Source organism: Streptomyces sp. 7R007, assembly GCF_054850255.1.
This window is the reverse complement of the sequence record NZ_JBTWMV010000005.1, coordinates 60505-86337: the sequence shown is the minus strand read 5'-3', so window position 1 is coordinate 86337 and position 25833 is coordinate 60505. Positions and strand designations below refer to the sequence as shown.

The 25833-nt window shown below is 71.9% G+C and carries 23 protein-coding genes; 11 read left to right on the top strand and 12 right to left on the bottom strand.

The window, feature by feature from the left end; genetic code table 11:
• Positions 1-124: 124 nt before the first annotated feature.
• From ACYF6T_RS08725 to ACYF6T_RS08715, 3 genes are all read left to right on the top strand, one after another.
• Entirely contained in the window at positions 125-1126 is a 1002-nt protein-coding gene (locus ACYF6T_RS08725; protein WP_461694866.1) for a carboxymuconolactone decarboxylase family protein, read from the top strand.
• Between the two features lie 24 nt (positions 1127-1150).
• A complete protein-coding gene (locus ACYF6T_RS08720) occupies positions 1151-1369 on the top strand; it encodes a class I SAM-dependent methyltransferase (RefSeq protein ID WP_461695172.1) in 219 nt (72 codons plus the stop codon).
• Positions 1370-1565: 196 nt separating this feature from the next.
• Complete coding sequence (locus ACYF6T_RS08715; protein ID WP_461694864.1) at positions 1566-2225, top strand: hypothetical protein; 660 nt, start codon at positions 1566-1568, stop codon at positions 2223-2225.
• 21 nt (positions 2226-2246) lie between these two features.
• Here ACYF6T_RS08715 and ACYF6T_RS08710 read toward each other — a convergent pair whose 3' ends face one another.
• The 9 genes from ACYF6T_RS08710 to ACYF6T_RS08670 all read right to left on the bottom strand — a co-directional run bounded on the left by ACYF6T_RS08710 (position 2247) and on the right by ACYF6T_RS08670 (position 13682).
• The gene (locus ACYF6T_RS08710; protein WP_461694863.1) at positions 2247-3770 is read right to left on the bottom strand and encodes an NCS1 family nucleobase:cation symporter-1; all 1524 of its coding nucleotides are present in this window, start codon (positions 3768-3770) and stop codon (positions 2247-2249) included.
• A 112-nt stretch (positions 3771-3882) separates the two neighbouring features.
• On the bottom strand, positions 3883-4905 hold the full coding sequence (locus ACYF6T_RS08705) for a TIGR03842 family LLM class F420-dependent oxidoreductase (protein ID WP_461694862.1): 1023 nt from the start codon (positions 4903-4905) through the stop codon (positions 3883-3885).
• Between the two features lie 11 nt (positions 4906-4916).
• Complete coding sequence (hydA, locus tag ACYF6T_RS08700; RefSeq protein ID WP_461694861.1) at positions 4917-6320, bottom strand: dihydropyrimidinase; 1404 nt, start codon at positions 6318-6320, stop codon at positions 4917-4919.
• A gap of 31 nt (positions 6321-6351) precedes the next feature.
• The gene (locus tag ACYF6T_RS08695) at positions 6352-7194 is read right to left on the bottom strand and encodes a nitrilase-related carbon-nitrogen hydrolase (RefSeq protein WP_461694860.1); all 843 of its coding nucleotides are present in this window, start codon (positions 7192-7194) and stop codon (positions 6352-6354) included.
• 155 nt (positions 7195-7349) lie between these two features.
• Entirely contained in the window at positions 7350-8906 is a 1557-nt protein-coding gene (locus ACYF6T_RS08690; protein ID WP_461694858.1) for a PucR family transcriptional regulator, read from the bottom strand.
• 25 nt (positions 8907-8931) lie between these two features.
• Positions 8932-10215, bottom strand: coding sequence for an aspartate aminotransferase family protein (locus ACYF6T_RS08685; RefSeq protein ID WP_461694856.1), 1284 nt, complete (start codon positions 10213-10215; stop codon positions 8932-8934).
• A complete protein-coding gene (locus ACYF6T_RS08680) occupies positions 10212-11054 on the bottom strand; it encodes a nitrilase-related carbon-nitrogen hydrolase (protein ID WP_461694855.1) in 843 nt (280 codons plus the stop codon). Before ACYF6T_RS08680 ends, ACYF6T_RS08685 begins: the two co-directional genes overlap by 4 nt.
• 191 nt (positions 11055-11245) lie before the next feature.
• Positions 11246-13282, bottom strand: a complete 2037-nt coding sequence (locus tag ACYF6T_RS08675) for a hypothetical protein (protein ID WP_461694854.1) — start codon at positions 13280-13282, stop codon at positions 11246-11248.
• A gap of 148 nt (positions 13283-13430) precedes the next feature.
• Entirely contained in the window at positions 13431-13682 is a 252-nt protein-coding gene (locus ACYF6T_RS08670) for a helix-turn-helix domain-containing protein (RefSeq protein ID WP_461694853.1), read from the bottom strand.
• Between the two features lie 58 nt (positions 13683-13740).
• On the opposite strand from ACYF6T_RS08670, the gene map reads away from it, so the two are divergent.
• From map to ACYF6T_RS08650, 4 genes are all read left to right on the top strand, one after another.
• Complete coding sequence (gene map / locus ACYF6T_RS08665; RefSeq protein WP_461694852.1) at positions 13741-14520, top strand: type I methionyl aminopeptidase; 780 nt, start codon at positions 13741-13743, stop codon at positions 14518-14520.
• A gap of 318 nt (positions 14521-14838) precedes the next feature.
• Positions 14839-15084 (top strand): hypothetical protein, encoded by a 246-nt coding sequence (locus tag ACYF6T_RS08660; protein WP_461694851.1) that lies wholly within the window; start codon positions 14839-14841, stop codon positions 15082-15084.
• A complete protein-coding gene (locus ACYF6T_RS08655) occupies positions 15051-15539 on the top strand; it encodes an ATP-binding cassette domain-containing protein (protein ID WP_461694849.1) in 489 nt (162 codons plus the stop codon). Before ACYF6T_RS08660 ends, ACYF6T_RS08655 begins: the two co-directional genes overlap by 34 nt.
• Before the next feature lie 92 nt (positions 15540-15631).
• Positions 15632-18172, top strand: a complete 2541-nt coding sequence (locus ACYF6T_RS08650) for an ATP-dependent Clp protease ATP-binding subunit (protein ID WP_461694848.1) — start codon at positions 15632-15634, stop codon at positions 18170-18172.
• Here ACYF6T_RS08650 and ggt read toward each other — a convergent pair whose 3' ends face one another.
• Positions 18173-19972 (bottom strand): gamma-glutamyltransferase, encoded by a 1800-nt coding sequence (gene ggt / locus ACYF6T_RS08645; protein WP_461694847.1) that lies wholly within the window; start codon positions 19970-19972, stop codon positions 18173-18175.
• A 141-nt stretch (positions 19973-20113) separates the two neighbouring features.
• Here ggt and ACYF6T_RS08640 point away from each other — a divergent pair, with 141 nt between their 5' ends.
• Entirely contained in the window at positions 20114-20869 is a 756-nt protein-coding gene (locus ACYF6T_RS08640; protein ID WP_461694846.1) for a hypothetical protein, read from the top strand.
• 116 nt (positions 20870-20985) lie between these two features.
• Positions 20986-22554 (top strand): alpha/beta fold hydrolase, encoded by a 1569-nt coding sequence (locus ACYF6T_RS08635; protein ID WP_461694844.1) that lies wholly within the window; start codon positions 20986-20988, stop codon positions 22552-22554.
• Positions 22555-22718: 164 nt separating this feature from the next.
• Here the strand turns inward: ACYF6T_RS08635 and ACYF6T_RS08630 are convergent, their stop codons facing one another.
• Together ACYF6T_RS08630 and ACYF6T_RS08625 are read right to left on the bottom strand one after the other, a co-directional pair.
• Entirely contained in the window at positions 22719-23462 is a 744-nt protein-coding gene (locus ACYF6T_RS08630; protein ID WP_461694842.1) for an amino acid ABC transporter ATP-binding protein, read from the bottom strand.
• Positions 23463-23588: 126 nt separating this feature from the next.
• Positions 23589-23996, bottom strand: a complete 408-nt coding sequence (locus ACYF6T_RS08625; RefSeq protein WP_461694841.1) for a DUF6278 family protein — start codon at positions 23994-23996, stop codon at positions 23589-23591.
• A 110-nt stretch (positions 23997-24106) separates the two neighbouring features.
• Here ACYF6T_RS08625 and ACYF6T_RS08620 point away from each other — a divergent pair, with 110 nt between their 5' ends.
• Together ACYF6T_RS08620 and ACYF6T_RS08615 are read left to right on the top strand one after the other, a co-directional pair.
• A complete protein-coding gene (locus tag ACYF6T_RS08620; protein ID WP_461694840.1) occupies positions 24107-25453 on the top strand; it encodes a radical SAM protein in 1347 nt (448 codons plus the stop codon).
• A 102-nt stretch (positions 25454-25555) separates the two neighbouring features.
• Positions 25556-25714 carry a hypothetical protein gene (locus tag ACYF6T_RS08615; RefSeq protein WP_188290724.1) on the top strand — a complete coding sequence of 53 codons (159 nt, stop codon included), beginning with the start codon at positions 25556-25558 and terminating at the stop codon, positions 25712-25714.
• Positions 25715-25833 lie beyond the last annotated feature (119 nt).

Here is a 25833-nt window from a genome sequence, read left to right as displayed (position 1 = left end):
TGCGGACGGCTCCCGGACTACTCCCCGCGCAGTAGAGCCCGCCGCCGGGCACTCCGCGGTCGCAGCGCGGACTGCCTTCGGCCGTACGACGACGGCGCCCGCCCCCGCGGCGCACGCTGCTGCCATGCCCACACCTTTCCGGTTCACCGCACCCGAGCCGCCCCAGGCGGCCACCGGCCGCGTCGCCGAGGTCTACGAGCAGCTCGCCCGCGACTTCGGCATCGACCGGGCGCCCACCTTCGTCGTCCTGTCCTCGGCGCCCGACATCCTCGCGCCCGCCTGGGCGTTGACCCGTGAGTCGCTGATCGCCGGCGCGGGCAGCCGCACCGGCAAGGAGCTGGCGGCCTACGGGGTGTCGCTCGCCAACCAGTGCCCGTTCTGCGTGGACGCGCACACCGTGCTGCTGCACGCCACCGGTGACCACGCCCTGGCCGAGCGGCTGGCCCGGGGCGAGGCGCCCGAGGACGAGGAGCACGCGCGCGTGCTCGCCTGGGGCCGGCACACGCGCGTGCCGGGCGCCGGCCTGATGCCGTACCCCTTCCCGCGCGAGCACGCGCCCGCCTACATCGGCACCGCGCTGTGCTTCCACTTCGTCAACCGGATCGTGTCGGCCCTGCTGACCGAGCGGCTGCTGCCGGGCAACGCGCAGCGCTGGCGGCCGGTGCGGAGCCTGGCGGGCCGCACCCTCGCCCGGACCGTGCAGCGCCCCGTCGTGCCCGGCGCGTCCCTCGCCCTCCTCGACGACCCGGCCCCCGGGCCCGCGTGGGCGGCCGGCACGACCGTCGGCCCGGCCTACGCGGCGCTGCGCTCGGCGACCGCGTCCGGCGCCGGTCTCCTCGACGCCGACGACGAGGCCCTCGTACGGGAGGCGCTGTGGGACTGGGACGGCTCGCACCCGCCCCTGGCCTGGCCCGGGCTGCCGGACCGCCGTGAGCGTCCGGCGGCGCGGCTGGCGCTGCTGGCCGCGCTGGCGCCGTACCGCATCACGGAGGACGACGTGGCGGCCTGGCGCCGGCCGGAGCACACCGACGGCCAGCTGGTCCGGCTGGTGGCCTACGGGGCGTTCGCCGCCGTGGACCGCGTCGAGAGCGCCTTCTCCCTGCACGCGGCCCGGGAGCGGGCGTGACCACCGTCGCCGACGTCCGCGGCCATCGCGCCCTGCGACCGTGTCCTGGACGTGGGCTGCGGCACCGGGACCCGGACCCGGACCGCCGCCCGGCCGGCCTCGCGGGGACACGCGGTCGGTGTCGACATGTCGGCCCCGCTGTTACGTCGGGCCGGTCGCCGCACCGCCGCCGAGCGGGTGCGCAACGTCACGTACCGGCATGCCGACCTTTACCCACGTAAGGCACCTTTCGCCCGGATATGAGAATGTCACGGTTACCCAAGTCGCCCTGCCGCCGCACCGCGTGTGGCCGCTGACACCCCGTCAACCGTGCGCCACAGTGACCGCACAGGTACGGAGCGAGTTCACACTTCCGTCTCACAGGCAGTCGTGTGAGACTGGCGCCCGTCCACAGTGTGGACCAGTACCGCACCCGCGTCCCCCACCGAGAAGTGTGCCCGTGCGTGATCTTCCCCTGCCGGTCGCTCTGACCGCTCGCCTGTCCCCCGTCGTCGTCCTCGCGGCCGCGGGCTGGGCCCTGACGTCCGGCCCCGCGGCACCGGCCGACCAGCACCAGGAGACCCAGCAGACCGGCACCGCGTCGCCCTCGACCGCGCCCTCGGCGACGACCGCCGCGAAGACGTACAGCGCCTCCCCCGCCCCCTGCGGCAGCGTGACCGCGGCGACGGTCAAGTCGCTGGTGCCGGGCGCCAAGACGGCCGGCAAGGAGATCCGGTCGACCGACGAGAAGCTGCGCCGCACCTGTTCGTGGAACGCGCTCAAGGGCTACGACTACCGCTGGCTCGACGTCTCCTTCGAGATCACCGACTCGGACGCGGCGGCGCAGAAGTCCTACGAGGAGCAGATCGCGCAGAAGAGCGGCGGAGGGGCCGTGCCGGGGCTCGGTGACGCGGGCTACTCCGTGGTCAACCTCACCACCGAGGACAAGCAGCAGACCCGTGAGGGCGTGGTGGTGGCCCGGGTGGCCAACGCGCTCGTGGTCGTCACCTACAACGGCAGCGACTTCGAGACCAAGAAGGCCCCCAGCACGGACGTGATCAACAAGGGTGCCATCAAGGCGGCCAAGGACGCGGTGACGGCGCTGAAGGGCAGCCGGTAGGACCGGCTGCCCCGGTGGCGGTCACGCTTCCAGCCGTTCCCTTCCGCGCAGCAGCATCAGGACCAGGTAGACGGCCATCGAGGTGCCGAGGCCGACCGCCCAGCCGTAGTCGGCGAGGGGCTTCAGCGCCGGGACGGGCCGGCCGTCGAGCAGCGGTTTGAAGCTGGCGCCGCCGATGGCGAGCACTCCGCCGGCGGCGAAGGCGACGACGGCCCGCCAGTTCCAGCCGCCCTCGTACCAGTAGCGGCCGCCGGCGCGGTACAGGTCGACGAGGTCCAGCCGGCCGCGGCGCAGGATCCAGTAGTCGGCGATGAGGATGCCGGCGACCGTGCCCAGCAGACCGCCGACCAGGCCGAGCCAGGTGAAGATGTAGCCCTGCGGGTCGGAGTACAGCTTCCACGGGAAGATCAGCACGCCGATGACGCAGGTGGCCAGGGCGCCGGCGCGGAAACTGACCTTGCGCGGCGCGATGTTGGAGAAGTCGAAGGCGGGCGAGACCAGGTTGGCCGCGATGTTCACGGACAGGGTGGCCACCAGGACGGTGACCAGGGCGAAGAGCAGGCCGATGACGTTGTCCGTCTTGGCGGCCAGCTGGACCGGGTCCCAGATGGTCTCGCCGTAGACGGCCTGCGAGCCGGAGGTGACCAGGACGGACAGCAGCGCGAAGAGCGTCATCGTGGTCGGCAGGCCGAGGGCCTGCCCCCAGGTCTGCGCCTTCTGCGACCTGCCGTAGCGGGTGAAGTCGGGGATGTTCAGCGACAGCGTGGACCAGAAGCCGATCATGCCCATCAGGGAGGGCCAGAACAGCTTCCAGAAGCCGCCGCCCCAGCCGAGCTTGGAGGGCTGGTCCAGCAACGGGCCGAAGCCGCCCGCCTTGTTGCTCATCCAGATCAGCAGCACGATCGCGCCGACGAGCACGAAGGGCGCGGCCCAGTTCTCGAAGCGGCGGATCGTCTCCATGCCGCGGTAGATGACGGCCACCTGGATCGCCCAGAAGACCGCGAACGACAGCCACATCGTCCAGGCGTAGCCGCCGATCTTCCCGGCGTCGGACCAGCCGTTGCCGATGAGCTTGCCGGCGAGGAAGTAGATCGCCTCGCCGCCGATCCAGGTCTGGATGCCGAACCAGCCGCACGCCACCAACGCCCGTACGACGGCAGGGAGGTTGGCACCGCGGATGCCGAAGGAGGCGCGGGCGAAGACCGGGAAGGGGATGCCGTACTTGGGTCCCGCGTGCCCGGTCAGCAGCATCGGCACCAGCACGATCACGTTGGCCAGGGCGATGGTGAACACCGCCTGCTTCCAGTCCATGCCGACGGCGATCAGGCCGGAGGCGAGGGTCCAGGAGGCCGTGTTGTGGGCCATGCCGACCCACAGGGCGGAGAAGTTGTACGTGGTCCACGTCCGCTTCTCGACGGGGACCGGCAGCAGGTCCTCGTTGGCGTACGGGCCACTGGGCGGCGTGGATCCCGGCGCGATCTCCACGCGCCCGTCGAGGGTGACGTGCGAGGTCGGCGGTATGGCCGTGGGAGCGGTGTCGGTCATGGGCAGGCCAATCAAACGAGGAATGGGTCCGGAAAGGCCGTGCGGGTCTCCGGCCCCCTCCCCGGGGAGGTGGGGAGGGGAGAACTGGAGTGGGGGGATGGGGAGTTGCCGGTCAGGCGTTGACCGCGGGGATGACCTTCTGGCCGTACGCGTCGATCACGGCCTCCTGCGCGTCGTGCATGTCGTAGACGGCGAACTGGTCGACGCCCAGCTCGCGCAGCGCGTTCAGCTTCTCGATGTGCTTCTCGACCGGGCCGATGACGCAGAACCGGTCGACGATCTCGTCGGGGACGAACCGGGTGTCGGGGTTGTCCGCCCGGCCGTGGTGGGAGTAGTCGTACCCTTCCCGCGCCTTGATGTAGTCGGTGAGTTCCTCGGGGACCTGGGCGGAGTGCTCGCCGTACTTGGCGACCAGGTCGGCGACGTGGTTGCCGACCATGCCGCCGAACCAGCGGCACTGGTCCCGGGCGTGGGCGAGGGCCTCGGGCGAGTCGTCCTCGGTGACGTAGGCGGGCGCGGCGACGCAGATCCTGACGTCGGCGGGGTCGCGGCCGGCCGCGACGGCCGCGTCCTTGACGGCCTTGACCATGTACTCCGTCAGGTACAGGTCGGCCAGTTGCAGGATGAACCCGTCGGCCTCCTCGCCGGTCATCTTCAGGGCCTTGGGACCGTACGCCGCCATCCAGACGGGGAGTTCGGCGCCGGGCCTGATCCACGGGAACTTGACGACGGTGCCGCCGCCGAGGTCGGCCGCCTCGCCCCGGCCCAGCGCCCGGATGACCTTCATGGCCTCGCTGATGCGGGCCAGCGTGTTGGGCTTGCGGCCCGCGACGCGCATCGCGGAGTCGCCGCGGCCGATGCCGCAGACGGTGCGGTTGCCGAACATGTCGTTGAGGGTGGCGAAGGTGGAGGCGGTGACCTCCCAGGTGCGGGTGCCGGGGTTCGTCACCATCGTGCCCACGGTCAGCTTCTGGGTGTTCGCCAGGATCTGACTGTAGATCACGAACGGTTCCTGCCACAGCACGGCCGAGTCGAAGGTCCAGCCGTGGGTGAAGCCGTTGCGCTCGGCGCGCTTCATCAGGCTGACGACCTTCGAGGCCGGCGGGTCGGTCTGCAGGACGAGTCCGAAGTCCATGGGCGCCACTCCTAGTTGAGGTACTGACAGGTGGAGCGCGGGGTGTAGACGCCGTGTCCGGCGCGTCCGGTGTACTCCCGCTCGGTGATGACGGGTTCGCCGCGTGAGAGGACCGTCTCGACCCGGCCGGTGGTGCGCTTGCCCTCGTACGCCGAGTAGTCGACGTTCATGTGGTGGGTCTCGGCGGACATGACCTGTTCGGCGCGGGGGTCGTAGATGACGATGTCCGCGTCGGCTCCCGGGGCGATGGTCCCCTTCTTGGGGTACATGCCGAACATGCGGGCCGGGGTGGCGCAGGCGATCTCGATCCAGCGGCGGCGGGAGATGTGCCCGTCGACGACGGCCTGGTGGAGCAGGTCCATCCGGTTCTCGACGCCCGGCAGCCCGTTGGGAATCTTGGAGAAGTCCCCGCGGCCCAGCTCCTTCTGGCCCACGAAGCAGAAGGGGCAGTGGTCGGTGGAGACCACCTGGAGGTCGTTGGTGCGCAGGCCCCGCCACAGCCGGGCCTGGTGCTCCCGGGGCCGAAGGGGCGTGCTGCACACGTACTTGGCGCCCTCGAAGCCGGGCTCGGCGAGGTTGTCCGTGGACAGGAACAGGTACTGCGGGCAGGTCTCGCCGAAGACGTTGAGGCCCTCGTCGCGTGCCCGCGCGAGTTCGGCGACCGCCTCCATCGCCGAGACGTGCACGACGTACAGGGGCGCGCCCGCTACCTGGGCCAGCCTGATGGCGCGGTGGGTGGCCTCGGCCTCCAGCAGCGCCTTGCGCACCTCACCGTGGTAGCGGGGGTCGGTCTCGCCGCGGGCCAGCGCCTGCTCCACCAGCACGTCGATGGCGATGCCGTTCTCGGCGTGCATCATGATCAGGCCGCCGTTCTCGGCGGAGCGCTGCATGGCGCGCAGGATCTGGCCGTCGTCGGAGTAGAAGACGCCCGGGTAGGCCATGAACTGCTTGAAGGAGGTGACGCCCTCCTCGACGAGGAGGTCCATCTCCTTGAGCGTCTCCTGGTTCACGTCGGAGACGATCATGTGGAAGCCGTAGTCGATGGCGCAGTTGCCCTCGGCCTTGGCGTGCCAGGCGTCCAGGCCCTCGCGCAGGGAGTGGCCGACGCTCTGCACGGCGAAGTCGACGATCGTGGTCGTACCGCCCCAGGCGGCGGCGCGGGTGCCGGTCTCGAAGGTGTCGGAGGCGAAGGTGCCGCCGAAGGGCAGCTCCATGTGGGTGTGGACGTCGACGCCACCGGGGATGACGTACTTCCCGGTGGCGTCGATGGTCCGGTCGGCGCTGAAGGCCTCGGCGGCGGGCGTGCCGGAGGCGGCGAGGGCGGCGATGCGGCCGTCCTCGATCAGCACGTCGGCGTGGATCTCGTCGGACGCGGTGATGACGAGGCCACCGCGGATGACGGTACGGCTGCTCATGGTCCCTCTCCTGCCGGGGTGAACGGTGTGATCAGGGTGCGGTGATCGGGGCGTACGCGTCGGGCCGGCGGTCCCGGAAGAACTGCCAGCGGTCGCGGACCTCCCGCAGCTTGGCCAGGTCCAGGTCGCGCACGACGAGTTCGGTCTCCTTGTCGGAGGCCACCTCGCCGACGAACTGGGCCTCGGGGTCCACGAAGTAGGAGGTGCCGTAGAAGTCGTTGTCGCCCAGCTCCTCCACGCCCACCCGGTTGATCGCGCCGACGAAGTACTCGTTGGCGACGGCCGCCGCGGGCTGCTCCAACTGCCAGAGGTAGCCCGACAGTCCGCGTGAGGTGGCCGAGGGGTTGAAGACGATCTCGGCGCCCGCCAGGCCCAACGCCCGCCAGCCCTCCGGGAAGTGGCGGTCGTAGCAGATGTAGACGCCGATCCGGCCGACCGCCGTGTCGAAGACCGGCCAGCCGGCGTTGCCGGGCCGGAAGTAGAACTTCTCCCAGAAACCGGGGACTTGGGGGATGTGGTGCTTGCGGTACTTGCCCAGGTAGGAGCCGTCCGCGTCGATCACGGCGGCCGTGTTGTACAGGACGCCGGGCTGCTCCTCCTCGTACACGGGCAGGATCAGCACCAGGCCCAGCTCCCGGGCGAGCGCCTGGAAGCGCTGGACGACGGGGCCGTTTGGGACCTGTTCGGCGTACTCGTAGAACGCCTTGTCCTGGACCTGGCAGAAGTAGGGCCCGTAGAACAGCTCCTGGAAGCACAGGACCTGGGCACCCTGCGCGGCCGCGTCCCGCGCCGCCTGCTCGTGTACCTGGATCATCGACTCCTTGTCGCCCGTCCACGCGGTCTGGAAGAGGGCGGCACGGATCACTCTGCTCATCGGGACCTCCGGTCGCTCGGTGTGCGAGAAGACTAGGAAGTCCGAAAACCGGCTTTGAGTGGCACGGTGTCACGTCTGCGGGGGCGTGGCGTGCCACCGTGTCACCCTGTCGCGGGCCCATGTTTCACCGCCGTTTTCCCAGGTCGTCGCATGTTTCACCCCTGTTGCGCGTCGTGCGCGAGGAGCGCGATGTGCACCGAGGCCGCCTGCTCGAAGTCGTCGAGGTCGACGCCGAGGCGGGCCTGTATGGCCTCCAGGCGGCGGTAGAGCGCGGGCCGGGAGACGTGGTGGAGCTGCGCCGTGCGGGACTTGTTGCGGCCGGTGGCGAGGTAGGTGCGCAGCACGGACAGCAGGTCGTCGTCGGCGCACAGCAGTCCGTCCAGCTCCCGCTCGGCGAACGACTGCACATGCGGGTCGTCCCGCAACAGCCGGATCAGGCCGCGCAGATGGACGTCCTTCAGGCGTACGACGGCCGGGAGGTCGAGGACCGCCGAGGTGTCCGCCACGGCATCGGCGACGTGCTGCGCCTCGCGCAGTCCGGCCGGCACGTCGTCCCAGTCGGTGCGCGGGTCGGCGGCGGCGACCACCGTGCGGGGCGCCTCCGAGCGCGTCCGGGCGGCGAAGTTGGCCACGAGCACCGAGGCGTCCTGGTCGCGGGCGAGGCTCAGCAGCACCGCGGTGGCGCCGTCGGCGAGTTCGGCGACGAGCCCGGGCAGCCCCAGCATCCGCAGGGTGCGGTCGAGTGGGGCCGCGGCCACGTCCCGTACGACGAGCGGGACGAAGGTGCGCCGGTTGACGGGCAGTCCGGCGGCGCGGGCGCGGGGCAGCAGGTGCCGGGCCGGTACGACGCCGCTGACGAGGTCGGTGAGCAGGCTCTGCGCCGACTGCTCCTCCCAGGTGTGGGCGGGGTTGCCGCCGAGCATGCGGTGCAGGACGAGGGCCTCGGCGGCGCGGTCGGCCAGCAGCCGTCCGGTGGCGGTGTCCCCCCGGTAGCCGCACAGCACGATCCGGCCCCAGCGCTCCCCGCGCCCGCCCAGCTCGGCGCGGATCCAGCCGTCGCCCTCGCCGCCCCCGGCCTGCCGCGAGATGCGCTCCCAGTCGCGCAGCACGTCGTCCACGGCCGGCCGCTCCCCCGCCGTGGCCAGGACGCGGTGGGCGAGGTTGGTGACGACGACCGGGCAGGCGCTGTGCTGGGCGACCTCGTCGAGGAGCCGCTGCAACGGGACGCCCGCGGTGATCAGGCCGGTCAGCGCGGTGCGCACGGCCTCCGACAGGCTGACGGCGGCGAACTTCCGCCGCACCAGCCGGGCCTGGACCTCCTCCGTCAGCTCGGCGAAGGGGAAGGGCCGGTGCAGGACGACCATCGGCAGCCCGCACCGCTCGGCGGCCCGGCGCATCACGTCCGGGGGCGCGGGGAAGGCGCGTCCCAGGCCGAGGACCACGGCCGCCGCCTCCGCGCGGTGCAGGGAGCGGATGTACTCGGCCTGCTTCTCCTCGTCGCCGGCCAGCAGCACGCCGGTGGTGAGCACCATCTCGCCGCCGCTGAGCATCACCCCCACGTCGGGGGCCTCGGCGACGTGCACCCAGCGCACCGGCCGGTCGAGCTGGCCCGCGCCGGCCACCACCTCGGGCTCCCCGGCGAGCACCCTCTCCAGCGCGAGGACCTGACGGACCGACAGGGCGGGTTCCAGGGTCCCGAAGGTGGCGGTCATGGCTGTTCCCTTGCTCAGCGCACGGCTACGACAGGCTCCTCAGAGCGGATTCGAGGATCGCCGCGCCCTCCTCGGCCTCCGCGACCGTGAGCGACAGCGGCGGGGCGATGCGCAGGGCGCTGGTGTTGTGACCGCCGCCCTTGCCGATGAGCAGCCCGTCCGCGCGCGCCGCCTCCAGCACGGCGGCCGCCGCCTGCGGATCGGCCTCGTCGGTGCCCGGCCTGACCAGTTCCACGCCGATCATCAGGCCGCGGCCACGCACCTCCCGTACGTGCGGAACCTGCGCGGCGACCGCGCGCAGCCGCTCGATCAGCAGCCCGCCGACCCGCCGGGCGTTGCCCTGGAGGTCGTGTTCCAGCAGGTAGGTGAGGTTGGCGAGGCCGGCCGCCATGGTGATCTGGGTGCCGCCGAAGGTCGAGATGCTGTTGGCGTCCAGGCAGTTCATGATCTCGGCGCGGGCGACGACACCGCCGATGGACATGCCGTTGCCGATGCCCTTGGCGAAGGTGAGGATGTCCGGCGGGCCGCTCTCGCCGTGCGCCTGCCAGCCCCAGAAGTGGTCGCCGGTACGGCCCCAGCCGGTCTGCACCTCGTCGGCGATCCACAGGATGCCCCGCTCGGCGAGGACCTCGCGGAAGGCGGCGTACAGGCCGTCGGGCGGTGAGGTGAAGCCGCCGACGCCCTGGACCGGCTCGGCGATCAGGGCGGCGGGCGGGCGGGTGTGGCCGAGCAGGTCCTTCAGGTCGTCGACGCAGGCGGCGATGAAGTCGGCGTCGTCGAGGGCGGCGTACGGGCCGCGGGTGCGGACGCCGCCGTGGACGTACAGCGTCTGCAGCGGGGACAGGGAGGTCGGGGACCAGCCGCGGTTGCCGGTGATGCCGACCGCGCTGAAGGAGCGGCCGTGGTAGCTGTTGCGCATCGCCAGGATCGTGTTGCTGCGCCGGTGGGTGGTGGCGAGCAGCAGGGCGGTGTCGTTGGCTTCGGTGCCGGAGGTGGTGAAGAAGACGCGGGCGTCCGGGATGCCGCTCAACTGGGCGATGCGCTCGGCCAGTTCGACCATCGGGCGGTTGAGGTACAGGGTGGAGGAGTGGATGATCCGGCCGGCCTGCTCGCTGACCGCCTTGGTGACCTCGGGCAGGGCGTGCGCGGTCATCGTGGTGAGGATGCCGCCGAAGAAGTCGAGATACCGGTTTCCGTCGGCGTCCCAGACGTGGCGGCCCTCGCCGTGGGTGATCTCGATCGGGTCCTCGTAGTAGAGGGCGAGCCAGTCGGGCAGGACCGCGCGGTGGCGGGCGTAGAGGTCGCTCACGGCTGCACCAGCCCCTCGTAGGCGTCGGGCCGGCGGTCCCGGTAGAACGCCCACTGCTGCCTGACCTCCTCGATCAGGTCGAAGTCCAGGTCGCGGACCACGAGTTCCTCCTTGCTGTCACTGGCGACGTCCCCCACGAACTGTCCACGCGGGTCGACGAAGTAACTCGTCCCGTAGAAGTCGTTGTCGCCGTACTCCTCCTGGCCCACCCGGTTGATGGCGGCGACGAAGTACTCGTTGGCGACGGCTGCTGCGGGCTGCTCCAGGCGCCAGAGGTAGGAGGACAGGCCGCGGTGCGTGGCCGACGGGTTGTACACCAACTGGGCGCCGTTGAGGCCGAGTTGCCGCCATCCCTCGGGGAAGTGGCGGTCGTAGCAGATGTAGACGCCGACCTTGCCGACCGCGGTGTCAAAGACGGGCCAGCCGAGGTTGCCGGGCTTGAAGTAGTACTTCTCCCAGAAGCCCCTGACCTGCGGGATGTGGTGCTTGCGGTACTTGCCGAGGACGGTGCCGTCGGCGTCGATCACGGCGGCGGTGTTGTAGTAGAAACCGGACTGCTCGACCTCGAAGACCGGGACGACGATCACCATGCCCGTTTCGCGGGCGAGCTGTTGCATACGAGTCACGGTCGGGCCGTCGGGCACCGGCTCGGCCCAGCGGTAGTGCTCGGGCTCCTGGACCTGGCAGAAGTAGGGGGAGTTGAAGACCTCCTGGAAACCGATGATCTTCGCACCCTGGCGGGCCGCCTCGCGGGCGTGCTCCTCGTGTTTCGCCACCATGGACTCGGTGTCGCCGGTCCAGGTGGCCTGGACCAGAGCGGCGCGTACGACGTTGGCCATGAGCTGCTCCTTCGGCGGGACGTCAGAGCCTCTACGCCCGTAGACGCAGGTCGTAGAGGCACGAACGTAAGCCTCCGGGGCGGCCTTGCCAAGACCATCGCCGTTAACCCGCTGAGTCGATCGCGTTTCGCACCCCTGTGGGTGAGCGGTGGGGCCGGCGGGACGGATGGGAGTGCGGGGGAAGGGGTGGTTCAGGTGGCGAAGCCGGCCACCCGGAGGGCGTGGACCAGGTCCCATTGTCGCTCGTCCGAGACGCCCCGCGCCGCGTCGAGCAGCAGCGGGGCGAGGGTCTGCGGGTCGGGTGCGGCGCTGCGGGCGGCCTCCTCGGGGGTGCGGACGCGGACGTACGCGTCCAGCAGCGCGCGGACCTCGCGGTGGCGGCCGTCGGCGACGAGCGCGAGGACGGCGTCGCCGATCTCGGTGGCGGGCCGGACGACGCCCTGGCGCAGGATCTGCTCGCCGTCGGCCGTGCGACCGGCGGCGACCAGGGCGTCCGCGGCGGCCACGAGGCGGTCGGCGGGCAGGGAGGCGGCCTCCCACAGCAGGGTGGCCCAGTCGGCGCCCAGGCCGGCGCGCTGCAGTTCGGCGGCGAGCAGGGGGAAGCGGGCGGGGGGCCAGTGGGCGGCCTCGACGAGCAGGGCGTGCGCCTCGCCGCTGCGGCCTTCGGCGCGCAACCGCACCAGCGACTCCACGGCCCGGCCGACCTCCGCCACCGCACCGGCGTCGACCGGCACGGCCTCGGGCTCCGGCCGCCTGACCGCCGCGCCGGCCCCGGCGAACCGGGCCCCTCGCGGGGTGCGGCCCGCCGCGTCGGGCACGGGCACGACGGGCTCCGCGGTGGGCGGTACGACGACGGCCGCGGCCTCCTCCTGAACCACCATCCCGGCGAACCGGGCACTGCCCCGCCGCCGCTTGCGCTGCTTGGACGCCGGTTCGGACACACCGGCCGAGGGACCCTGCCCGGAGACGTCGACGACGGCATCGCCCCTCACCGCCCGGACGCCGTGCGGGTGCTCCACGGCCGACCCGACGGTTTGCTGCGACGCGCCGGACACACCGGAGACAGGACCGCCGCCCAGGACGGTGGGCGCATGACCGGGGCCGGGGGCGTCCGGGGCGTGACCGGAAGGCGGGGCGGCGGGGGCATGCGCCGAGGCGTCCATGGCGTGACCGGAAGACGGGGCGGACACATGGCCGCCGACCGCCGCGGCAGGGACATGACCGGAAGCCGGGGCGTGAGAGAGACGGCCGCCGTCCGCGGCAACGGGGGCATGGCCGGGAGCAGAGGCGTGAGAGAGACGGCCGCCGTCCGCGGCAGCGGGGGCATGGCCGGGAGCAGAGGCGTCCGGGGCGTGACCGGGGGCCGCGGGAACGGGCGCATGGTCCCAGGCCGACGATCCGGCGCCGTGGTCACGGGCCGGACCGAAGGCATTCCAACCGCCTGACCTGCCCTGCTCCATCGGCCACCGCCCGCCAGACACCCCCTGCTCCATCGGTCGCTGTCCGCCAGGTCCTCCCGGACCCATCCGCCGCTGCCCGCCAGGTTCCTCACGAACCACCGGCCGCCGCCCGCCCGCTCCTGCGCCGTCCGTCGGGCGCGAACCGGTCGGTCCGGCCTGCGCCTTCGGGTGGGACTCGTCGCTCAGGGGGTCGGCGTCCAGGCGGAACGCTCCCGCGTCGATTCTGTCGCGGCGGATCGAGGCCGCGTGGTCGGCTGCCTCGCGGTGGTCCAGGTCGGCCAGACGGCTGCGGAGTTCCGCGCAGCGGGCCGTCGCGCGTTCGTGGTCGTCGCGGGCCCAGGCGAGGTCGAGGCGGATCGCGTCGGCCTCCTGCGGGGTGGCCGCGGAGGCGAGCGACCGGCCCAGTTCCGCCTGGCGCTCGGCGGCGTAGCGCTGCTCGCGGAGCATGACGTCGAGCCGGTCGCCGAGGGCGTCGCGGCCGCCGGGCCGGGCGTCGTACGCGGCGACGGCGGACAGGTGCAGCGCCCGGGCCCGCTCCCGCTCCTGGGCCGCGACCGCCGGCCCGAGTGCCGAGGCCAGGTCCTGCAGCAGCGCCTCCAGCACGTCCCAGGGCGGCATCTCACGTCCGTCGAGACAGGCCCGCATGCCGTCGGGGTCGCGCTGCCAGAACACCGCGCACCAGCCGCGCGAGGAATCCAGGCGCGCCAGCAGGCCGTTCAGGTAGTTCGCGAACTCCCGCACCTGGGCCGGGAGTTGATCCACAGCCATCGCCCAACTCCCGCCAGACCGGAACACTCCGCTTCCGTAGGCAACACCAGTCGTGTTACGGGCCTGCTACGGGGAGTTTTCAACGGACGCGCAGGGACCTCATTGCACGATCTTGACCGATGGGCGGCGGGCGAGCGACCGACGGGCGTCAGACGGCCACCAGCGCGCACCGCTGCACCAGTTCGTCCATCGACAGCCCGAGCGCCCGCGCGAGCGCCGCGATCGTGAAGAACGCCGGCGTCGGCGCCCGGCCGGTCTCGATCTTGCGGAGCGTCTCCGCGGAGATGCCCGCCTCGGCGGCGACGTCCGTCATGCTCCGCCCGCCGCGGGCCTCGCGCAGCAGCTGCCCGAGCCGCTCGCCGCGTTCGCGCTCTTCCGGCGTGAGAGGGGTGCGCACCATGCCGACGAGTCTAGTCCGGGATTTCAATCCGGTCTAACAAGCCGGTATATTAATTGGCATGGTGGAACTGAAGACGGACACATCGATCGATGACATGTACGAGGCGGGGCAGGTGGTCGCCCGGGCCCTGACGGCCGTACGGGAGGCCGCCGCCGTGGGCGTCTCCCTGCTGGAGCTGGACGAGGTGGCGCGCGGGGTGCTGCGCGAGGCGGGCGCGTCCTCGCCGTTCCTCGGCTACCGGCCCTCCTTCGCCCCGGTCCCCTTCCCGGCCGTCATCTGCGCCTCCGTCAACGACGCGATCGTGCACGGCATCCCGACCGCCTACCGGCTGCGCGACGGCGACCTGGTCTCCATCGACTGCGGCGCCGAACTCGGCGGCTGGACGGGCGACTCGGCGATCAGCTTCGTCGTCGGCCGGCCCGACCCGGCGGACGTACGACTGGTGGAGACGGCGGAGCGGGCGCTGGCGGCCGGCATCGAGGCGGCGGTGGTCGGCAACCGCATCGGCGACATCGCGCACGCGATCGGCACGGTGTGCAGGTCGGCGGGCTACGGCATCCCGCAGGGCTTCGGCGGCCACGGCATCGGCCGCCGGATGCACGAGGACCCCGGCGTGCCCAACGAGGGCCGCCCCGGCCGCGGTTTCCCGCTGCGCGCCGGCATGGTCATCGCCATCGAGCCCATGCTGATCGGCGGCGGCACGGACGGCTACCACGCGGCGCCCGACGGCTGGACCCTGTGCACGGACGACGGCTCCAGGGCGGCCCACGCGGAGCACACGGTGGCGATCACGGAGGCCGGGCCGCGCATCCTGACGGAACGGAATTCAAAGAACTGACACAGCCCGCTCACACCCCTTTCCCATCCCGGCGTGCCGGTCCATGAACTCCGTATGGCGTCCATGAATTCCCTGTGACGCTGAGCGGCTCCGAACAAGCGACCCGTATTCGTCTCCGAGACGGGCGCGAAAAACCGCCTCGGTTCAGTCGCCTCATCGGCGAAGGAGTTCTCATTGGCGAAGGAGTTCTCATTGGAAAGCGTGCGCATGCGCATGCCGGTTCCCCGGCCCCCGCGGCGGCGCCCGGTGCCTCCCCCGCCGCCTCCCCAGGGCCCGCGCCCGCCCCGGCCCAACGCCGCCGGGCGCTGATCGTATGACGTGACCCTTCCCGCCGGCCCGGACGACGCGCCCCCGCCGCACGCCGCCGGTCCGGGTGTCGTCACCCTGGAGAACGTGGGCTTCCGCTGCCCCGGCGCGGACCGCCGCGTCCTCAGCGGCCTGCACTTCACCGCGTACCCGGGCCTGCCGGTCCTCGTCGACGGCCCGAGCGGCGCGGGCAAGTCGACGCTGGCGAAACTGCTGCTGCGCTCGTGTCGATCCCGCCGCGCCGGCTGCGCGAGCTGATCACCCTGGTCCCGCAGGCCCCCATGCTGCTGGACGGCACCATCCGCGAGAACATCGCCTGCGGCCACCCCGGCGCCGGCGAGGCGAGCGTGCGGCGCGCCGCCGAACTCGCCGACGTCGACGGCTTCGCCCGCGCCCTGCCGCAGGGCTACGACACCCCCGTGAGCCCCGGCGGACGGCAGCTGTCGGGCGGGCGGCGCCGGCGGGTGGCGATCGCCCGGGCGCTGGTGCGCGACACGCCGCTCCTGGTCCTGGACGAGCCGACGGCCTGCCTGGACGCCGCCGCGGCCGGGCGGGTGACGGGTCCGCTGCGCCGTCTGACGGCCTCCCGTACGACGTTCCTCATCACCCACGCCCCCCAACTGGCCGCCTGGGCCGACGTCGTCCTGCCCGTCGGCCCGCCGCCCGGACCGCTGGACGTGCCGGCCTCCCGGGGCCGTGCGAAGGTGGTGTAACCGGGCCCTGCCGGGGCACCCGCGTGGACCGGCACGTCGATCAGCGAGCGCGTCCCGCCAGGCGCCGGGACGCCGGAACGGAACGAACGCTCATGACCAGCGGTTTCCCCGGACCAGGCGACTTCGGATCGGATCCCTTCCAGGAGTTCTTCGCCCGCTTCTTCGGCGGACCGCGCCAGGGCCCGCGCCAGATCGACATCGGGCGGCTGCTCAGCCAGCCCGCGCGGGAGCTGGTGCGCGGCGCCGCCCAGTACGCCGCCGAGCACGGCAGCCGGGACCTGGACACCCAGCACCTGCTGCGCGCCGCGCTGGCCACCGAGCCCACGCGCAGTCTGCTCAGCCGCGCCGGCGCGGACCCCGACTCGCTGGCCACGGAGATCGACGAGCGCTCCGGTCCCGTCCAGCACCCGCCCGGCGAGTCCCCGGCGCCGACCTCGCTCTCCCTGACGCCGGCCGTCAAGCGGGCCCTGCTCGACGCCCATGAACTGGCGCGCGCGAACGGCGCCGGCTACATCGGCCCCGAGCACGTGCTCAGCGCGCTGGCCGCCAACCCCGACTCGGCCGCCGGGCACATCCTGAACTCGGCGCGTTTCGCGCCGGCCGGCCCGCCGGAGGCGCCCGAGGCACCCCAGAGCCGCACCGAATGGCCCCGGCCCTCCGGCACCCCCACCCTGGACAAGTACGGGCGCGACCTGACCGACCTGGCCCGGCAGGGCCGGATCGACCCGGTGATCGGGCGGGAACAGGAGATCGAGCAGACCATCGAGGTGCTCTCCCGGCGCGGCAAGAACAACCCGGTGCTCATCGGCGACGCGGGCGTCGGCAAGACCGCCGTGGTGGAGGGGCTCGCCCAGCGCATCGCCGACGGGGACGTACCAGACGTCCTGATCGGGCGGCGGGTGTTCGCGCTGGACCTGACCGGGGTCGTCGCCGGCACCCGCTACCGGGGCGACTTCGAGGAGCGGATGAACACCATCGTCGGCGAGATCCGCGCCCACTCCGACCAACTGATCGTGTTCATCGACGAGTTGCACACCGTCGTGGGCGCCGGCGGGGGCGGCGAGGGCGGGGCGATGGACGCGGGCAACATCCTCAAACCGGCGCTCGCGCGCGGGGAGTTGCACATCGTCGGGGCGACGACGCTGGAGGAGTACCGCCGTATCGAGAAGGACGCGGCGCTGGCCCGCCGCTTCCAGCCGATCCTGGTGCCCGAGCCGTCCGTCCCCGACACGATCGAGATCCTGCGCGGGCTGCGCGACCGGTACGAGGCCCACCACCAGGTCCGCTACACCGACGAGGCCCTGGTCGCCGCCGTGGAGCTGTCCGACCGCTACCTCACCGACCGCCGGCTGCCCGACAAGGCCATCGACCTGATCGACCAGGCCGGGGCCCGGGTGCGGCTGCGCGCCCGCACCAAGGGCACGGACGTACGGGCCATGGAGCACGAGGTCGAGCAGCTGACCCGGGACAAGGACCAGGCGGTCGCCGACGAGCAGTACGAGCAGGCCACCCAACTGCGTGACCGCATCGCGGAGTTGAAGGACCGCATCGCGCAGAGCAGCGGCGACGGGAAGGCCGACGAGGGGCAGTTGGAGGTGACCGCTGAGGCGATCGCCGAGGTGGTGTCCCGGCAGACCGGCATCCCGGTCAGCAGCCTCACCCAGGAGGAGAAGGAACGCCTGCTGGGCCTGGAGGAGCACCTGCACCAGCGGGTCGTCGGCCAGGACGAGGCCGTGAGCGTCGTCGCCGAGGCGGTGCTGCGCTCCCGCGCGGGCCTGGCCAGCCCCGACCGCCCGATCGGCAGCTTCCTCTTCCTCGGCCCGACCGGCGTCGGCAAGACGGAACTGGCCCGCGCGCTCGCCGAGGCGCTCTTCGGCAGCGAGGAGCGCATGGTCCGCCTCGACATGAGCGAGTACCAGGAACGGCACACCGTCAGCCGCCTGGTCGGCGCCCCGCCCGGCTACGTCGGCCACGAGGAGGCGGGCCAGCTCACCGAGGTCGTGCGCCGCCACCCGTACTCGCTGCTGCTCCTGGACGAGGTGGAGAAGGCCCATCCGGACGTCTTCAACATCCTGCTGCAGGTGCTGGACGACGGCCGTCTGACCGACTCCCAGGGCCGCACGGTCGACTTCACCAACACGGTGATCGTGATGACCAGCAACCTCGGCTCCGAGGCCATCACCCGCCGCGGCGCCGGCATCGGCTTCGGCCCGGGCGGCGCCGAGGCGGACGAGGAGGCGCGCCGCGAGCAGATCCTGCGGCCGCTGCGTGAGCACTTCCGCCCCGAGTTCCTCAACCGCATCGACGAGATCGTCGTCTTCCGCCAGCTCACCACCGACCAACTGCGCCGGATCACCGACCTGTTGCTGGAGAAGACGCGGCGTCTGCTGCACGCCCAGGGCATCACGGCCGAGTTCACGGACGCGGCGGTGGACTGGCTCGCGGAGCACGGCTACGAGCCGGAGTACGGCGCCCGGCCGCTGCGCCGCACGATCCAGCGGGAGGTCGACAACCGCATGTCCCGGCTGCTGCTGGACGGCACGGTCGCGGAGGGCAGCCGGGTGACGGTGGACGTCGAGGACGGGCGGCTCGTCTTCCGTACGGAGGATCTGCCGCCCGCTCCCGAGCTCTGATCAGGGCGCCGGGTGCACGACCATGGCCGAGCCGCCGCCGCGGCGCACCTTCTCCGCGGCGGCCAGCCACTTGCCGTCGGGCAGTCGCTGCACCCCGGTGGCCGCGCCGATCTCCGGGTTCAGTGAGAAGGAGTGCCCGATGGCCTCCAGCCGGGTCCGCAGGTCGCTGTCGTACAGGCCGGGTTCGAGCTCCGTCTTGGCCGCGTTGCGCTGGCTGGCGCGCGGGGCGGCGATCGCGTCGACGAGCGGCAGTCGGCGGTCGAGGAACTCGGTGAGCGTCTGCAGCACGGTGGTGATGATCGTGGCCCCGCCGGGTGAGCCCAGCGCCACCACCGGCCGGCCGTGCCGGTCCAGCACGATCGTGGGTGAGATCGACGACCGCGGCCGCTTGCCCGGGCCGGGCAGGTTCGGGTCGTGGACGGCCGGGTTGGCGGGCGCGAAGGAGAAGTCGGTCAGCTCGTTGTTGAGCAGGAACCCGCGCCCCGGCACGGTGATCGCGCTGCCGCCGGTCTGCTCGATGGTGAGCGTGTAGGAGACGACGTTGCCCCACTTGTCGGCGACGGTCAGGTGCGTGGTGTTCTCGCCCTCGTACGTGGTGGGGGCGGCCGTCCCCCCGGAGGAGCAGGCGGCGGGGTCGCGCGGATCTCCCGGCGCGAGCGGGCTGGTCAGCACCGCGTCGTCCTTGATAAGGCAGGCGCGCGAGTCGGCGTACTTCTGCGACAGCAGTTCCTTCGTCGGTACGTCCTCGAAGGCGGGGTCGCCGACCCACCGCCCCCGGTCCGCGAACGCGATCCGGCTGGCCTCGATGAAGTGGTGCAGGTACTGGACCTCGCTGGCCTTGGAGAGGTCGGTGTCCTCAAGGATGTTGAGGGCTTCTCCGACGGTGGTGCCGCCGGAGGAGGAGGGGGCGATGGAGTACACGTCCAGGCCGCGGTACGACGTCTTCGTCGGGGCCTGGAGTTTGGCGCGGTAGGCCGCGAGGTCCTTGTCGGAGAGCCGGCCCGGACGGGCGTTCCACCCCGAACCGGGGTCGACGGGCGGCTTGTTGACGGTGTCCACGATGTCCTGGCCGAGGTCGCCGTGGTAGATGGCGCCGACGCCCTTCTTCCCCAGCTCCTCGTAGGTCTGGGCGAGTTCGGGGTTCTTGAAGGTGGAGCCGACCACAGGCAGCTGCCCGCCGGGCAGGAACAGCTTCGCCGTGTCCGGGAAGTAGCGGAACCGTGTTTCGTTGGCGGCCGTCTGCGAGCGGAAGGTGTCGTCGACGGTGAAGCCGTCCCGGGCGATGCGCTCGGCCGGCTTCAGGACGGTGCCGAGCCGTCTGCTGCCCCACTGCGTCAGCGCCGTCTGCCAGGTCGCGGGCGTGCCCGGGGTGCCGACGCTCAGGCCGCTGCTGACGGCGTCGGCGAAGGCGAGCGGCTTGCCGTTCTCCAGGAAGAGGTCGGAGCCGGCGGTCAGCGGGGCGGTCTCGCGACCGTCGATGGTGTGCACCGTACGGGACTTGGCGTCGTAGTAGACGAAGTAGCCGCCGCCTCCGATGCCGGAGGAGTAGGGCTCGGTGACGCCGAGGGCCGCCGCCGTCGCCACGGCCGCGTCGACCGCGTTGCCGCCCTTTCTCAGCACCTCGATGCCGGCCGCGGTGGCGTCCGCGTCGACGCTCGCGACGGCGCCGCCGTAGCCGACGGCCACCGGCACCTTGGCGGGCGTGGAGCTCCCGGCGGCGGGCGGCGCCGCCGCTCCCACCGACACGACGGCGGCCGAGACCGCCAGGACCGACAGTTTCCGCGCGACGGGACGACGCATCCTCAACCTCCAGGGGAAAAGGCCGTCCGCGCAGCCTATTGCATCCCTCAGGCCACGTCAGGAGCGCGCGACGGCCACGTCAGGAGGTCGCGACGGCCGTCTCGAACACGGGTTTGCGTTCGCCCGCTACGATGCGCGCCCATGAACGACGACGTGCGCAACATCGTCCTGGGCGTGGTCGCGGCGGGCATCAGCGCGGCACTGGGCTGGCTGGCCCGTACGTACCTGTGGAAGCGGAAGCTCCGCCGCAAGCAGGCGTTCTTCGGTCTGCCGGACAACTCCGAGTCGCTGCTGGTGGTGAACCGGGACGCCGGCAGTCCCGATCTGGCGGTGCACCGCCATGACGTGTTCGCACTGCTGGAGTTGTCCGCCCTCATCAAGGACTGCGGGGCCAACGCGCAGGTCGTCACGCAGGACGCGGCCCAGCAGGGCTTCGGCGAGCGGACCGAGTTCTGTGTGGGCGGCCCCGGGTCCAACCGGCGGATGCTCGCCCACATGTCGGCGATGCTGCCGGGCGTGCGGGTGAACATCGATCCCGAACCGGGGCCGGACCGGGGCGCGTTCCAGATCGGCGGCGAGCGCTACCGCATGGAGCCCGGCGTCACGGAGTACGTCCTGCTGGCGCGGATCACCGCGGGACAGCTGCGCCCGGTGTTCCTCTTCTGCGGCCAGCGCGCGATCACCAACCAGGCCGCCACCCGCTATCTGGCCCGTCACCACGAGCAGTTGGCGCGCAAGCACGGCAACAAGACCTTCGTACTGCTGCTCAAGGTCGTCAACTCCCAGGCGTACGGCCCCGATGTCGTCGAGCTGGTCGCCGACGTGACCCGAGCGGCGCAGACGCCGCTGCCGGCCGCCGCGGAGCCCGCTCCGCGCAACTCCCACCGCGCGTCCTGAACTCATTCATCCCCCAACAATCGTTACTGGCACGTAACTTACCGACGGGTTACTTCCAGTAAACGGCCGCGGTTACCGTCGGGTCACTTTGCTCGGACACCAGTGAGGAGTGACCCGTGGGACACCCGCGCAAGGCCCTGCGCACGACCGCCGTCGGCGCCGTGTCGGCGACGCTGATCGCCGGCAGCGCCCTCGGACTCGCCCCCACCGCCCAGGCCGCCGAGCCCGCCGTCCGCTTCGTGGACATCGCCGGCGACGGCGGCACGGTCCTCAAGGCGAACGTCGTCACGCCCGCGGACGCCGACGGCACGCACCGCCACCCGCTGCTCGTCCTCGCCACGAGCTGGGCCTTCCCGCAGGTCGAGTACCTCGCGCAGGCGCGGCGGCTCGCCGACGCCGGTTACGTCGTGGTCGCCTACAACGTGCGCGGATTCTGGCAGTCCGGCGGCGAGATCGACGTGGCCGGCCCCGCCGACGTCGCCGACGCCTCCAAGGTCGTCGACTGGGCGCTCGCCCACACCCCCGCCGACGCCGACCACATCGGCATAGCGGGCGTCTCCTACGGCGCCGGCATCAGTCTGCTGGCCGCCGCGCACGACCGGCGGATCAGGGCCGTCGCCTCGCTCAGCGGCTGGGCCGACCTGGTCGGCTCGATCTACTCCGGACGCACCGAGCACGTCCAGGCCACCGCGATCCTCGACGGCGCGAGCCTGGTCACCGGCCGGCAGAGCGCCGAGACCCGCCAGGTCTTCGACGACTTCTACGCCTCCAACCTGGCGAAGGAAGAGGACCTGATCGCCTGGGGGAAGAAACGTTCTCCCTCGACCTACGTGGACCAGCTCAACGCCAACGACACCGCGGTCATGCTCGCGAACGCCTGGGGGGACACGGTCTTCCCGGCCAACCAGGAGGCGGACTTCTACCAGCGGCTGACCGGTCCCAAGCGGCTCCAGCTGCGCCCGGGCGACCACGCGACCGCCGAACTGCCGGGGCTGTTCGGGCTGCCCAACGACGTGTGGACGGACACCCGGCGCTGGTTCGACCACTACCTGAAGAACGAGGACAACGGGGTCGACCGCGAGCAGCCGGTGCGGATCAAACCCCGTTCCACGGGCGGCTACGAGGGCTACCCGGACTGGAAGTCCCTCGCCGCCACCGACCGCAGGCTCGCCCTCGCCGGCACGACCACCATCCACACCAACGTGGACTCGGGCGCGGACGGCGGGATCGTGTTCCTGTCCAGCATCCTCGACCAGGTGGCCCAGCTGCCGCCTGTCGCCCCGGTCCCGCTGCTCCCCCGCCGCTGGGCCGCCGTATGGCAGTCGGAGAGGTACGTCGCCGCCCAGCGGGTGCGCGGCACGGCCAGGTTGCACACCACCGTCACGCCGACCGCCGAGAGCGGCACCCTGGTCGCCTACCTCTACGACGTGGGGCCGCTGGGCCTGGGCAAGCTGGTCACCAACGCGCCGTACACCTTCCACGGGCGCACGCCCGGGCAGCCGTTCGGCCTCGATCTGGACCTGTTCTCCACGGCGTACGACGTCCCGGCCGGGCATCGGCTGGCCCTCGTCGTGGACACGGTGGACCCGCTCTACATCGAGCACAACCCGTCCGGCGCGCGGCTGACCTTCTCCTCGCCGGCGAACGACCCGTCGTACGTGTCGGTCCCGCTGCGCGAGCAGTGATCTCCGGCCGGCGCCGGGCGGGTATGGCTCTGTGACTGCCGCCCCTCCCACCGGGGAGGCCCCCCAGGGGTGCGGGTCCGCCGGGGGTTCCGCACCCGGCGGCAGCGTCCCTGGGACGGACGGAACAGCCTAGTCCACGTTCGCGGACAGGGCGCTCGGCGCGGTCAGTGCTGGAGGATCTTGGAGAGGAAGTCCCTGGCGCGGTCGCTGCGCGGGTGGGTGAAGAACTCCTCCGGGCTGCGGTCCTCGACGATGCGGCCGTCGGCCATGAAGACCACACGGTTGGCGGCCGAGCGGGCGAAGCCCATCTCGTGGGTGACGACGACCATCGTCATGCCCTCGCGGGCGAGTTGCCGCATCACCTCCAGCACCTCGTTGATCATCTCCGGGTCGAGGGCCGAGGTGGGCTCGTCGAACAGCAGCGCCTTGGGCTCCATGGCCAGGGCGCGGGCGATGGCCACGCGCTGCTGCTGGCCGCCGGAGAGCTGGGCGGGGAACTTGGGCGCCTGATCGGCTAGTCCGACGCGGCCGAGCAGCTCGCGGGAGCGCCGGTCTGCCTCCTCCTTCGTGCGGCGGCGGACCTTGACCTGGCCCAGCGAGACGTTCTGCAGGACGGTCTTGTGGGCGAAGAGGTTGAACGACTGGAAGACCATGCCGACGTCGGCGCGCAGCCGGGCGAGCTCCCTGCCCTCCGCGGGCAGTGGTTTTCCGTCGAGGGTGATGGTGCCGGAGTGGATGGTCTCCAGCCGGTTGATCGTCCTGCACAGGGTCGACTTGCCCGACCCCGACGGGCCGATGACCACGACCACCTCCCCCCGGCCCACGGTGAGGTCGACGTCCCGCAGGACATGCAGCTCCCCGAAGTACTTGTTGACGTCTCGCAGTTCGATCAGCGGATCGACGGCCATACGCAGCCCTACTCACTCTCAGCTGTGTCGTGGTTGCCGCAACCTATCGGGGCGGGAATGCCGCTACGGAACGACACGCACTTTCCGGGCATTAGCCGTATTTACGGCGCCCCCTGGGCCAGAGGCTCACGCTTCGGCGACCTCGCCGTACAGCTGCGACAGCTCGGGCACCCCGCTCTCGACCCACTCCCGGCCGGAGGCGACGACGTCGAACTCGCGCCCGGAGGCGAGCCGGACGACGGGCTGGCCGTCGGGCCAGATCTCCCAGGCGGCCCCCGGCACGGTGCGCACGATCACGGTGCCCAGGTAGAGGCCCACGTCGTTGCCCAGCCAGTCCATCGTCTCCTCGTCGTCGCGCCAGCGCGGCAGCACCTGGTCGAGCGCCTCCAGCGAGGCGGCGGAGTCGTCGAGCCGCACACCCTCCCGCGCGGCCTGGGTGCGCAGCAGCTCGCACTCGGCGAGGAGGTCGGCGAGGCCCTCGGGATCACGGGGACCGGGCCCCTCGTGGCGATGCCCCAGGAAAGGGATGTTCATACGTTCAGCCTCGCATCGACCCCCGTCCGCGCACCACAGGCGCGCGCACCGGACCGATCACCGAGCACCCCTTGCCAAGGTTATTCATTCTTCGTAGAGTTCATCACATCATGAGTTCAACGGACGTTGACTTCGGCCCGGGAGAGGCAGGACTCGTGCAGAAGATCCCCTTCCAGACGAACGAAGGCGGGCTCGTCGCTCTCCTGCCCAACGGCCACGTCGAGTTCCTGGCCGGCTCCGCGCGGGAGCTGATCCTGCGTCACAACTCCGGACGGCCCGTCGCCGCCGAGGAGTTGATGGCCCACGCGATCAGCGACCCACTGGTGACGCTGGACCGGTTCCATCTGCCCGCCCCCGCCATCGCGTTCGTCGAGACCACGAACCTGTGCAACCTGCGCTGCAAGCACTGCTACGCGGACTCCGCGCTCAAGCGGCCGAACGAGATGTCCACCCCGCGCATCAAGGAACTGCTCGACGACTTCGCCGAGATGGGTGTCCTGCAGGTCTTCCTGACGGGGGGTGAGATCTTCTCGCACCGGGACGCGGTGGAGATCATCCGGCACGCGCGCGGCAAGCCGTTCAGCACACAGATCTTCACCAACGGACTGCTGGTGACCGACGAGAAACTCGCCGCGATCCCGCCCGGCCAGTCCTTCTTCATCAGCTTCGACACCGCCGACCCCGAGCGCACGGTCCGCGGCCGGATGGACTTCCCCAAGCTGGAGCGCGCGTTCGAGACGATGCGCCGGCACGGGCACGTCTTCCGCACCGCGATCTCCGTCCACCGCAACAACATCCAGGACGCCGAGGAGATCTTCCAGTGGTGCGCCGAGCGCGGCTATCCGCGCCCGCAGTGGATCGAGACCCACCCCGTGGGCCGCGCCCTGCTCCACCCGGACATGCTGCTGCGGCCCGAAGACGTGGACGAGGTCTTCGACGTCTACCGGCGCTGCATGGAGCGCTACTCCGCCGGACCCGACGACATGGCAGCCGAGGCCGCCGAGGCGCCGGTCAGGCGGGCCGCGGACGAGATCCGCGGCGTGGACACGATCCAGTTCTGCCAGCGTCTGGAGCGGGCCGTCGGACAGGAGAAGTGCGGGCGCTCGGTCGTCTACGTCAACAGCCGCGGCGACGTCTACCCGTGCAGCAACTGCATGTCCGGCCAGCTCTACCGGGCCGGGAACATCACCGAGCGGCCGTTCGCCGAGATCTGGGAGACAGGTTTCGACGACTTCCGCGACATCCGCTTCGAGGACCACTCCGTGTGCGGGACCTGCCCGGTGGCCCGCGAGGACTTCTGGTGCCAGTTCCGGTGCCCGCCGCTGGCCCGCAACCTCACCGGCGACCCGCGCGGCTGCGGAGCCACCGAGTACCTCCAGGAGTTCATGCTGCGCGCCGGCCGCTACTGGCGCGAGCGCAAGCGGCGCGACGTACGCCTGACGCTCACCCCGCGCTAGCCCGGCCACCCGCCGGGCCCCACCGCCCCCGCTCCCGACGACGCGAGCGGGCCCCGTCCGCGGGCGGCCCAGCCGCCGCCCCCCAGTGAAGGGAACACCGACATGCCGGAAGAGAAGAAGGTCATCCGCATCCACCTGGAGCCCGGCGAGGAGGGCGTCACCCTGAGCGCCGTCGGCGCCGCCTCCGCCACCGCCCCGGCCGAGACGATCGTGGAGGCCACCAACATCACCGAGGCCACGGTCATCGAGGTCGAGATCTGACCCAGGCCCGTGACGACGAGGACCGGAGCGGTGCACGACCTCCCGGGCCCGTAGAGGGACGGGTCCGAGGAGCGCGCGCCCGAGGGGCCCCCGGCCGGTGGACGAGCCGGGGGCGGGCG